Below are 12,005 nucleotides of genomic sequence, written 5' to 3'. Positions count from 1 at the left end.
TTTCAGAGTGTCAGCGTGCCCGCAATGCGTGGCGTGACAGTTCCCCCGACCCAGATCGTCTCCCCGTCCCTGACGATTGAGACGCGGCCATTGCGGCCCATCGCAGTGCCCTGGCTGGCAATGTAGCTCTCCGGGGCTGCGCCCTTGCCAATCATCCACTGGGCCATGGCGGCATTGAGGCTGCCTGTCACCGGGTCCTCAAATCCCTGGTTCTGACCGACAAAGGCCCTGATCTCGAAGGCAGCGCCCGTCTCATCACGATCTTCCTGCCAGGGCGCTACGATCCCGTAGAGATTGTCGCCCATTCTCGACCAGTCAGGCCTGACCGAAAGCACATCCTTGCGCTCACGAAGGGCAAGCAGTTGCCAGGGTGGGCCATTATCCCCCCAGGCAGCATCCAGAATATCATCTGGAGCAAGGCCCAGCGCCGCGCAGGCGGTGTTGCGCTCCTCGATCGTCAGGGGGGTGGCCCGTCGCCTCGGTGGGGCTGCGAAAGCAAAACGTGTGCCATCGACCCGCACGCGCACCAGCCCCACACCACATTCCTGCACAATGGTGCCATTATGGGTGTTGCCGGGGAGGGAGGCCCATACAAAGGCTGTGCCGAGTGTCGGGTGCCCCGCAAAGGGAAGCTCACCGCCGGGCGTGAAGATGCGCACGCGATACGAGGCCTCGGGCGTCGTGGGGCGCAACAGGAAGGTTGTCTCGCTCAGATTGGTCCAGTTGGCGATGCGGGCCATCAGCGCATCATCAAGGCCATCGGCATCCAGAATGACCGCCAGGGGATTACCGGCGAAGGGCGTGGCGGCGAAGACATCGACCTGCCGGAAGGGATGGTCGCTCATGATCGACCCTTTCGTAGAGCGGGAGAGACAGAACACAAGCGTAACAGACAAAAGATTGCACAGGCCAGCCCGGCCGAAAATCGCCACAAACCGCCGCTTGAACCACGGGACGATAGAGAGGACCTGAAGGCAGGAGGAGCACAACCATGAGAGGCGTGTCTAGACTGGGCGTTACGCTCGGGGTCAGCATCATCATGGGTCATCCCGGGATTGCGCGGGCTGATTCTCTTGCCATGCTCGGTAGTCTCTCGGCGTTACGCGAGCACGGCGTGATGTTTCACGTGCAGCATACCAACGAGACGCAGGCGATGATCGGCTCTCCCACGCCCGGGCTGGGGCTGGAGAAGGGCGTCGGCAATGTCGGTATCTTAACCTATGGCAGCGATATCGACTGGGAACGTCTGGCGGACCTGCAAGGTGTCTCGACGCATATCATTCTCGCCAGTGGCTATGGCAGCCCGACGAGCCACAAATTCGGGGATTTCCTGAATCCAAGCCAGGCCACCTATGGCGGTGTCGGCAATGTCGTGATCCATCTGGTCTCGGCCTATGTCGAAAAATCCATGCTGTATGACCGGGTGAGCGCTGCCGTGGGGCGCATGACGTTTCTCTCCGATTTCTCGGCCAATCCGCTCTACTGCAATTTCATGAACGGCGCTTTTTGCGGCAATCCGCGTGCGGCATCGGATAACAAGGCTCATGCGCCATTCCCCATGTCGAATTGGGCGACACGGATGCGCGTGCAGATTGCCGATGAGATGGCCATCAAGACCGGTCTCTACCTGACTGAAACCGAGGCGATCTATACGCACCATCAGACACGCACGGGCTTCAAATTCAATGGCGCCACGATCGATGGCATGGCCCTGCCGCTTGAGGTAAGCTGGACCCCGGCCTTCGGGCCGAGGAAGGGCCTGTCGGGTCTCTACAAGCTCGGCTTTGTTTACGACACGGCGCGTCATGACAGCCGTTTCGAGGGCATGGGGGGGCAGAACCTCTATCTGGTTGAAGCATCGCCACGCCAGATCAAGGGGGCATGGTCGGCATGGGTCATGGCGGATCAGATGGTCTGGCGCTTCAATGGGCGTGGTCGCGATGCCGGGCTGACCCTGCTGGGAGCGGCCTACTGGAATGCGCCACGCACAGCCTTGCGCAAGGCCCAGTACTCTCTGGGGTTGTTCATGAGAGGCATGATCGCATCCCGCCCGAGCGATGCCATCGGGCTTGATATGACGGTCATTCAGGTCTCACGTGCTGCACGCCTTGTCCAGCTTGCCGCCTATGCCCAGGAGGGGCGTTTGCGGGGGCATACCAGGCGACCTCAGGATTGGGGGGGCATCATCGAGGTGTTCTATCAACTGCATATCTGGCGTGGTGTCTCGATTGCGCCTGACATCCAGTATTACATCAACCCTGGACTACAGCCCGGGCTGCGGAACCAGCTTCTGATGGGCGTGAAGACGCATATCGAGTTCATCTGACAAAATACACTCTGCCTCGCGTGAACCAGGCGCCCCTCGCCAGGCAAGCCTGCTCGCGCTGTGCCGACGAAATGTTGCAGAAAAAGCACATATCCGGCCCGAGTTAAGAAAGATTTTAAGAATCGTTTGCATCTGGATGTAACTTGATCGAAACACAGCATCGAAGGCCAAGCGCCACGACTCTGAGTATTGATTCCTGCATGGTCAGGTAATGGACGGACATTACTGAATTACATTCGGGTATGTCAAAACATGTCAGGTCGTTTTGTGCCTCGCTTTCGCTGTCATTAACGGATTTCTGGTGAGTCGTATGCCTGAAGACTGCACGTTCCCTTGTGGAACGCTGAATAATAGCGCCCCCCGCACAGTGGTATCCGGTAGTTGCTCAGGTAAACAGAAACGTCTTCTGCTGCTGGCGCTCACGGCCGGTATGGGGCTTGGCGCTGCCGACGACGCTGAAGCGCAGGATGCCGTCACGACAGACCAGAAGGCGAGTGATGGGCAGTCCATCGCGCTGCCAGCCGTGCGCGTGCATGGCAAGGAGCAGATCAACACGCTCAACACCAACACGACGACGCTTGATATCGGCCGTATGCCCGATAACGTGCGTGAAACACCCCAGACGGTCAGCGTCGTGCCCAAGCAGCTGATCGAGGAGCAGCGTCTCTTCACGCTCGATCAGGCGCTGTCCAACGTGCCGGGCATCACCATGTCTGCCGGTGAGGGCAATGGCGGCATGAACGGCAACCAGTTCCGTATTCGTGGCCAGCAGGCACGTGGCGATATCTATGAGGATGGCCTGCGCGATTTCGGTAATTATGTGCGCGACGTTTATAACACCGAGAGCGTCGAGGTGGTGAAGGGACCGTCTGGCGAGTATTTCGGTGCAGGCAATGTGGGCGGCGTCATCAACCAGACGCTCAAGAAGGCGCATAGTGGCAACGCTTTTGGGGCTGATCAGTCCTTTGGCAGCGGCATGCAGTATCGTGGTTCGGCGGATGCCAATTACGAGATCAATGCCCATACCGCGCTGCGTGTGAACGGCATGTACAACAAGCAGATGGTGGCAGATCGCAACAATGTCCGCACCGATCGCTATGGCGCTGCTGCCGATCTGGGTGTCGGGCTGGGCACGAAGAACACCTGGCATCTGAACTATCAGTGGCTCGGCAGCCGCGGTCGTCCCGATTACGGCGTGTCGATGATCCAGATTGGCAAGACCTATCGTCCAATCACGGAATACGGCCTGCCGCGCGACACGAATTATTCGCGCAATTTCGACCGCGACATGGGCAATGTGCACATGGTCACCTCGAAATTCGCTTCCGTGCTCTCCAAATGGTTGACCCTGTCGAACGACACACGCTACTCGCATTACACCCGCAATTTTGCAGCGACGACGCCCGCAGCCTGCTCCGGAGCGTGCGCGACCTCCTTCCTGGCTGGCGGTAACCCGACGCTGGCTTATGGCGCCGGTGGAGGCATGGGGTATGATCAGGCCGGCTGGGGCGTGCAGAACGTGAGCATGGGCCATTCCAAGTTCCGGACCGGCTTCATGCACCACGATATTCGCGCTGGTGTGGACATCAATTATACGAAGGATGACCGACTCTACGGCACCTGGATCAATCGGGTGAACAACCAGCAGATCCGTACGCCGCAATTCGAATATCCGGGCACCATGCTGACCTTCCCGGCAACGGGCAGCCGCACGGCGGATTTCCGCGATCTGGGCCTGTTTCTGGCAGACAAGATCCACCTGACCAAACAGATCTCGGTCTATGGCACAGTGCGTTGGGACGATTACCGCTCGACCTATTGGAGTGCGGCTCAATCCTCGATTGGCGTGCAGAAGCAGAAATCGAACAAGTTCAGCCCGTCAGCCAGCCTGATGTACGAACCGCTGGAGAACACGACCTTCTATTTCACCTTCTCGCAGTCCTATAAGCCTGTGGGTACGGATGTTTCCTCACTGACCATGAGCTCGACAAGCATCGGCGATGTGGCGGCCAATGGGCGCGACCTCAAGCCGCAGCGCAGCGACCTGTATGAACTGGGTGGCAAGGCCGATTTCTTCAACAAGCGCCTTGGCGTGACTGGCGCGATCTTCCAGATCGAGCAGAACAACTCCTTCACCTATGACGATGACGGCAACATCATCACCGGCTTCCAGGATGCAGGCTCCGGTCGTCGCATTCGCGGTCTTGAAGTCAGCGCCACAGGCAAGTTGACCCGCGACTGGGAGATCTATGGTTCCTACGCCTATATGGGGGGCAAAGTGACCAACAGCGCGCTTTATGGCGGCAATCGTGCACCGCAGCTGCCTGCGAACAGCCTGTCGGTCTGGAGCACCTATGATGTGTCCAGTCTGGTCCTGAAGCCCAATAATGGCAAGCTGCAGGCCGGTGGTGGTGTGCAGTATTCGTCGGGCTACTGGTCCAACGAGGGCCGTACAGGGCGTATGCCGGATAACGTGTCGCTCAATGGCATGATTTCCTACGACATTTCGCACTACCATGTTCAGTTCAACGCCAATAACCTGACCAATCATCGCAACTACGCCTCGGCCTTCTCGACCTCGCGTGCTGTCCCGCTTTCGGGTCGGACATTCCTCGGTTCGGTCGGTCTGCGCTTCTGAGCCATGCAGGCTGACGTTTCTGATCTGGATCGGGACAATCAGGAAGGGGAGGCAGGCGTGAAGCCTGCCTCCCCTCAGGTTATTGCGCCGCGTTTGCCGCCGCTCGAAAATTCGGCGGCGGCGCAACTCTATCTCGCACAATGGAATCTTGATCGTGGGGCGGTGAGCGAGGCCTTCTGCCTTTTCTCACAGGCCGCGCGGTCAGAACATCCGACATGTCTCAATATGCTGGGGCGTGTTTTCGAGCAGGGCTGGGGGACGAAACGCGATGTGCATGAGGCGCGTCGCCTTTTCGAGCGCGCAGCGTCCGGCGGTGAGGGATGGGCGTTTTATAATCTGGCCGATCTTTATCTGAACGGTGATGGTGTGGTGCAGGACCGCGCTCGTGCCTGTACCCTCTACATGGAGGCAGCCCGTCGCGGTGTGGGCAAGGCGTTCAATATGCTCGGGCTGATTCATGAGGAAGGATATGGCGATGTACCTGCCAATTCCTGTCATGCCCGGCAATATTTCCAGGCGGGGCACGATTGCGGTGACGTGGCCGCGATGATCAATCTTGCAAGGCTCGATGCCTTGTCCTGAACCAGAGGCCCCCCCCCCCCGACAACGAGGTGACCTGCGGATAGCGTGGGTTCAGAGTCAGTTGACAGAGGCCTCCTTGCGTTCCCCCATGGCAAAAGCCTTGAGGATGGATTCAGCCAGGAGCTTGGCCGCTTTGGGGGTCAGGCGCAGATGAGCGGTTGGCGCCACGACGATCTCGTTACCATAAGGGCGCTCGGCTGCCAGAGTGACGGTGATGATACCCCCGACATGACCATAGACCGGAACATTATCGGCAAAGATGATTGGCGCGGATTCCGCACTGAGAGACGCAATCCCCTGCGCAATCTGATGCAAGATGTTGTCTGAAGTGTTATCTGCCATTTGCAGCGTGCCTTTGATTATTGATTGATGCAGCTGGATTGAAGTATCACGAAGCATGTCACAATGTGCACACCCGAACAAGCGCTGTCACGCAGGCAGAGTGGTATGGCATGTCGTCCAGACAGCGAGCGAAGATCCGCTGCTTGCTATCTGAATACATGACTGGACGGACAAAAAACAAGGTTTTTAGCACTCGATATTCGGAATGCGAGAAAAGCAGTAGATGGTATGGGTGCTGTTCAACTTTTATTTTGGCCAGGATAGGTGCTCAGAAGTCAGATCATGAGACCCAGACCCGTGGCAACTGGCATCTGCGTGTCTCCCGAGGAGACAATGGCAGATTTCTCGGACAGTATGTTCCCAAGTGTCAGATCGGCCCGTATCTTGCCACTCGGAGTGCGGATCACGAATCCCTTGCGAATAAAGTAGAATTTGAAACGGGCAATACGATAGCTGTTCATTGTGTTGATAAGACATTGGCGTAATGCCTGAATATTTGCGATATCGTCCTGTTCGATGATCAGGCTTGGCAGATCCCGCTCCGGCAGGGCGGGAGGCACAACAACGCAAAGCGCACCGTCAAGGGCCTGGCTCAGTGCCAGCGCAACGTCATTCGTGTAATAGACATTTCCTTCGTAGAAAAACTTCTCGCTCAGGCGGCCCATATGGAACAGTTCGCCTTGATGCATGAAACCGAAATCCTGCGTGCGCAGATAACGCTTGCCGCTATGCTCGACAAAATGTTCCTTGTTCCGGAGCGGATTATTGAAATATCCAACACTGACGCTGGGGCTATCAATCCAGATCTCACCAACGCTCCCCTCTGACAGAAAAGACTGACTTTCCTGATCGACAATGTGGACAAGCTGGTCTTCATGCGGTGTGCCACAACTGGCAAGTACAGATATCTTTCCGTTATCAGCCTTACCCGGCACGATGCTGGCAGGAACAGCAAGGCCGTGACTCAAGGCCTCACGATCAAAGGCGATGAGATTGACGCCGCCTCCCTTATGTCCGGACGTTACAAGAAGCGCGTTTTCCGCCAGCCCGTAACATGGATAGAATGACGTCTCGCGAAACCCGTGGTGATCGAAACGCGCGCTGAATTTTGCCAGGGTGTCCGGGTTGATATTCTCCGAACCGTTGAACGCGATGGCCCATCGCGAGAAATCCCAGTCCGGAGAGATTTCCTTCTCAGGTAAACGCGCACAGTAGCGATAGGCAAAATCCGGACCGCCTGAGATGGTTGCCCCATACCGGCTAATGGCTTGGAGCCAGCGCGACGGTTTTTCAATGAATTTGTCAGGACCCATGAAGTAGAAAGGGTTCCCAGCTGCAAGCGCTGGCAATACCGCTCCAACAAGTCCCATGTCATGTGTGAAGGGCAGCCAACTCAGTCCAGTATCGTCATTCTGATATTGAAACGATATCAGTTGTGCATGTATATTGTGACAGATATTTCGATGGGTGAGGCAAACCCCTTTTGGATTTTCTGTCGAGCCCGAGGTATACTGAATGACAGCCAACGCATCAGATCGTGGCTCTGCCGGCTCGATTGGTTTATGAGCATTGAGAGCGCTCTCGAGCGGAATCCATTTTACGTTACTTCTGTTGCTCGGACCCTGATGAAAAAGGGTAAGCGTATCACGTTTGCCCAGAACAGCTCTCGCCTGACTATCCTGCAGGATGAAGGCAAAGCGTTCTGTCGCACTTATGGAACTCGGATAAACACCTGAAACCGGCACGTTGCCTGCATAGAGGCAGGCGAAGAACGCGACGATATAATCAATGCCGTTTTCAAACAGCAGAAGCACGTGAGCCTCTTTCGGGACAATGCGCGACAAGTGCGCGCCTGCCACAGCAGCCCGCTCGTGCAACTCGATCGCACTGAGTGTATCGGTGACGTTTTCTCCGTCGCCAAGAAAGAGGAAGATCGGATTTTTCTTTTTTGTCAGGCAGCGGAATCTCAGCAGATCGATCAGGCTGCGTTCCTTCCAGGCTTCTGCCCCGATGAGTGACTGCTCATCCTCATACATCGTGTTGAACCTGTTTGTTTTTATTCGTAGAGGCAGGATCGAGGCACAGGCGCTGTGCATGTAGCTGGTCGCAAAAAGCAATGACATGTTCGGGCGCAATCAGCCTGGTGCATTCAAAGTGCCTGGGCGTGCCTGCATGGCGCGGGCAGAACAAGAGGTTGCCGTGCTCGAACGGTGTTCTGATGTCGTGCCAGCAACTATTGCAGATATGAGGATTGAAGATGCGATACGGGGTGTGAAACTCGTTTGACGGATGAGTAAAGCCGCTGATCATGATGACTGGCGTTCCTGCGGCCCACGCCAGCCAGGATAGTCCGCTGGACAATCCGATAAAAAATGCAGCATGGCGCAACCAGTAGGCGCGTTCGGCCAAGGGCCTGTCGCCTGTCTCGTCACGCGTACCATGTGGGATGTGGTTCCAGTGATTGCCGTGCCCCGAGACGTGATTTCTATCGATGCAGACGACTTCGTAACCGAGCTTGTGCAAGTGATTGATAACCGAGGACCAGCCAACCGGGTTGTTCCAGTATTTGCACTGGCTGGATGCCTGAGTGGCTATAACCACATAGGGTTTGTCTATGGGTGGCTCTACCACGGGCCATTGAGCAATACGCGGTGGGATTTCCCTGTCATCTACATCAAGAATATGAGCTGCCGTTCGATGCAGGCCAACAAGCCGGAAATCCGAGGGCTGCCAGTTATGTTCATCATCCTGGAAAAAGAGACCAATATGATAGGTGGCATAAAATTTATCACATTCCGCTTCGTATTCCGACAAGGTGCAGCATCTGATTCCCGGATACTGGCCTGAGAACAGTTTGCAGGCATCGGGGTTCATGCCGATTGTAAGGCGGCACTGATGCTTCTCCTGGAATTTCAAGGCGTAGGAAAACCAGCCGATCGCATCACCTAGTGTGCTGCCGGGAAGGAGGATCGCCACTTCTTTGTCGCGGCAGTCGTAATCATGGACGAATACGGTCTCGTTAGTATCGACGGAATCAACCTCGATACGTGTGCGAATGAAGTAACGCTTCGATCCCAGAATTGTGCAGTTACTGGCCTCGGCATCGTAAAGATAGAGGCCACGGTCAATGTCCAGCAGCCTGACGCGCCAGCGGCCCGGCGGAATGCTGATACGTGCTCCTGCGTTGAAATCGAAGGCGATATCATGCGTTGCCCGTTGAGTTGGAAAGGGGGGCGGATTAGGAAACGCCTTGCCGTCATAGGATTGAGCCGTGGTGCTTTCGCATTGAGCGCTTGGTTCTGTTGATGAAGTGTCCGGGCTATGCGTTCCGGCTTCAATATCAGTTGCCGTAACGATGTTTTCATCGGTCGAAACGGGCGATGTATCTACCGTCTCGAAATTCAGTATCGAGTCGATAATCGCATCGATCTTGCTCATGTCAGCCTCGATCCTGTTGGTCTGCGATAACCTGATCGATCATCGATGCGACCTGCTCGGGCGAGATCATTTTTGTGCATTCAAAATCGCGCTCCGTATTGGCGTGACGCGGACACCACATGTAATTCGAGCGCTCGAACTCGATGGTGACATCGTTGGAGCAACTATTGCAGACATGGCGGTTGATAACCCGATAGGGCGTCTCGAACTCGTTGAAAGGTTCTGTAAATCCGCTGATCATAATGACGGGGCAACCGCTTGCCCATGCCAGCCAGGAGAGACCGCTCGATAGGCCGATGAAGAATGCGGCATGCCGAAGCCAACGTGCACGCTCGCTCAGGGGGATTGTGCCGGTCATGTCCTCCACGCCGTGTGGTATATGATGCCAGATGGTGCCCTGACCTGAAACGCGGTCGCGATCGATGCAGACGACGCGATACCCCTTTTCCTTGAGATAAAGGACGGTTCGGTGCCAGCCCTCCGGGTTATTCCAGTATTTATTGTGGCCCGTCGCCTGGGTGGCGATGCAGACATAGGGCTCGTTCAGGGGGCGGCCACCCTCGGCAATATGGATAGATGGTTTGCGCTCCCTGACCGGTAATCCCAGTATGTAGGCGCCGGTAACGGCAAGCCCGACCTGTCGGTAATCAGTGGGTTGGTGGTCACGATTCGTATCGTTGAAAAAGATGAGCACCTTGTAACGCGCGTAGAAACCACGTTGTAGAATGGATTCGTCGTCCGTGATGATGATGGAGTCAGCCTGATTGGCGAAAAGCGCGGCGAGGCCTGGTCGCACCAGGCAATACACGCGGCATCGATGTCTGGCAGCGAAAGCCTCTACATGACCCATCCAGGCCAGATGATCGCCCACGCCCCCCAGATGCATATCCACAAGGATATCCCTGTCAGTCAGATCTATCCGGTGCTCGAAGACGACCGCGCCCTTTCGCGAAACCGTCAGGGCAAAGGGGATAAAATATTTCTTGGTACTGCTGACGATTCCCCCTGAGAGATCTTGGGAAAAAAGCACGGTATGCGTGGCAGTGTCACGGATTTCGGTGTGCCATTCGCCTGGAGGCAAGCCGATGCGGCATCCATCCTGAAAATCATAGCAAATGCCTTCGGGGCCGGTCTGACTTGGCAAGATGTCCATTAATGGCGCCCTTGGTTATCCAGCTCGCATTCGTGTTTGGTGATCGTCAAGTATTCCTTGATAGATTTTCAAAACAGCCTCGTTGGTTGCGGCAACAGAATATTGAAGTGCAGTCTTCTCAGCGTCGTCCAGCATTCTTGCTATATGAAGAGAAGAGTTTCTGAAGCCTGATATCAGTTGAGCAAGGCAGTCGACAACTTCTTCGCATTGCTCGGGTGAGAACCAGTGACCATTGCGGTGAGAGGCGTAGTCCTTGCCGCCTGTTCCATGAAAACCAACCAGAGCGCATCGAGATGCCATGGCCTCAAGCGGCGTGAGAGGGAGTGCTTCCTGTCGGGATAAAGCCAGGAAAATGGCAGAATGGCCCATGATTTCGGCTACTTCAACCTGGGATCTGTTCTCAAGCAGTTGCCACGGAACATCGCGAGTTTCCGGATACTTCAGGTGGAGCATAGACATGATAATGAAATACAGCGGGGAATTAACGCCCTCTGCCGGCCATTTTCCTGGATTGGTAGCAATGCAGAGATGTTTCTGACGCGGGTAGAACAAGGTTGTATCGACAGAATTCGGTACGCTGTACACATTGGGTACACGCAGGACAGAACTTACTGATTGAGCTGCTTCTCGGCCAGGCACGATAAAATGCCTGAAGCCCATATTAAGTAGTGCTTCTCCGCTCTGATTATAGCTGTAAAGATAAAAAGGATTCTGACAAAAAAGGATTTTTGTGCCCTCGAAAGGCGTCTTTGCCATATCAAGGATAATATCCGTCAGAATTTCCGGGAAAACGAGCACATCTTCTTTCCCCGCCTGGAAGCTGTCGCACACCGTTACAGCATCGGAAATGCTCAGCCATTCCGGCTTGCCGGAAGGCTGATAGACTTCAACCTGATGACCCTCCCCCGCAAGGATTTCTGCGTGCTGATAAGTGACCTTGATGCCGCCAGATATGGTCTCCGGGCTGAACGGGTTGAGAAATATGATCCTGGCCATGAAACGTGTCCTTTTGACGGGGCGGGAATGGCTCAGGTGCAGCAAACCCACGCAAGTGAAAGTCGTAACTTACCTGAATTTGTGAATCTCTCAATAACGTGATCGATAGCGGCAGTTATTCACTGACTATGGAGACAAGAAATTACTCGTAATACAGGCGGTAGCTCGAACAGTTTTGCGATCGTCCAATTTCTGAACTGGGATAGATAATGAAATTGAGAATCATGCATTGTATTATGAAAAAGAAATATTAATATACATTAAATGGGTTTAACATTTAATTAGAAAATAAACATACAAAAATTAACGACATGTCAAAGAGTTTTATTTTGTATTAACGTTTTAATACTTCTAAATCATAAAAATTTTTCCAGATTCTGTTTTTAAAAACAGAATTGAATCATCCTCGTTGTGAGATAATGTTTGTATTGTAAAAAAGTTCGTGACATCGGTTGTTTGGTAATCGGTAACCAAATGACCGCATATGGGATGATCAATATCATGGTCGGCGGCTGGAGGTGTTCCGAGAA

9 protein-coding genes are annotated in these 12,005 nt (G+C 54.8%); 3 read left to right on the top strand and 6 right to left on the bottom strand.

All coding sequences use genetic code 11. The annotated features are described in order from the left end of the window. Positions 1-2: 2 nt before the first annotated feature. Complete coding sequence (locus ACWNRM_RS06680; protein WP_485170172.1) at positions 3-845, bottom strand: PhzF family phenazine biosynthesis protein; 843 nt, start codon at positions 843-845, stop codon at positions 3-5. Between the two features lie 146 nt (positions 846-991). On the opposite strand from ACWNRM_RS06680, the gene ACWNRM_RS06675 reads away from it, so the two are divergent. The 3 genes from ACWNRM_RS06675 to ACWNRM_RS06665 all read left to right on the top strand — a co-directional run bounded on the left by ACWNRM_RS06675 (position 992) and on the right by ACWNRM_RS06665 (position 5,546). After that, positions 992-2,326, top strand: coding sequence for a carbohydrate porin (locus ACWNRM_RS06675; protein ID WP_485170173.1), 1,335 nt, complete (start codon positions 992-994; stop codon positions 2,324-2,326). A 310-nt stretch (positions 2,327-2,636) separates the two neighbouring features. After that, positions 2,637-4,964 carry a TonB-dependent receptor gene (locus ACWNRM_RS06670; protein ID WP_485170203.1) on the top strand — a complete coding sequence of 776 codons (2,328 nt, stop codon included), beginning with the start codon at positions 2,637-2,639 and terminating at the stop codon, positions 4,962-4,964. A gap of 57 nt (positions 4,965-5,021) precedes the next feature. Further along, the gene (locus tag ACWNRM_RS06665) at positions 5,022-5,546 is read left to right on the top strand and encodes a tetratricopeptide repeat protein (RefSeq protein ID WP_485170174.1); all 525 of its coding nucleotides are present in this window, start codon (positions 5,022-5,024) and stop codon (positions 5,544-5,546) included. 57 nt (positions 5,547-5,603) lie between these two features. Here ACWNRM_RS06665 and ACWNRM_RS06660 read toward each other — a convergent pair whose 3' ends face one another. The 5 genes from ACWNRM_RS06660 to ACWNRM_RS06640 form a co-directional block, all read right to left on the bottom strand. Continuing rightward, positions 5,604-5,888 carry a hypothetical protein gene (locus ACWNRM_RS06660; RefSeq protein ID WP_485170175.1) on the bottom strand — a complete coding sequence of 95 codons (285 nt, stop codon included), beginning with the start codon at positions 5,886-5,888 and terminating at the stop codon, positions 5,604-5,606. A 275-nt stretch (positions 5,889-6,163) separates the two neighbouring features. Next, positions 6,164-8,011 carry an AMP-binding protein gene (locus ACWNRM_RS06655; RefSeq protein WP_485170176.1) on the bottom strand — a complete coding sequence of 616 codons (1,848 nt, stop codon included), beginning with the start codon at positions 8,009-8,011 and terminating at the stop codon, positions 6,164-6,166. Further along, positions 7,917-9,326, bottom strand: coding sequence for an autotransporter strand-loop-strand O-heptosyltransferase (locus ACWNRM_RS06650; protein WP_485170177.1), 1,410 nt, complete (start codon positions 9,324-9,326; stop codon positions 7,917-7,919). Before ACWNRM_RS06650 ends, ACWNRM_RS06655 begins: the two co-directional genes overlap by 95 nt. A gap of 1 nt (position 9,327) precedes the next feature. Further along, positions 9,328-10,479, bottom strand: coding sequence for an autotransporter strand-loop-strand O-heptosyltransferase (locus tag ACWNRM_RS06645; protein ID WP_485170178.1), 1,152 nt, complete (start codon positions 10,477-10,479; stop codon positions 9,328-9,330). Between the two features lie 15 nt (positions 10,480-10,494). Further along, positions 10,495-11,475, bottom strand: coding sequence for a glycosyltransferase family 4 protein (locus ACWNRM_RS06640; protein WP_485170179.1), 981 nt, complete (start codon positions 11,473-11,475; stop codon positions 10,495-10,497). Positions 11,476-12,005: the final 530 nt, after the last annotated feature.

It is taken from the genome of Asaia sp. A2 (assembly GCF_057319415.1).
This window is presented reverse-complemented; position numbering and strand designations above follow the sequence as displayed.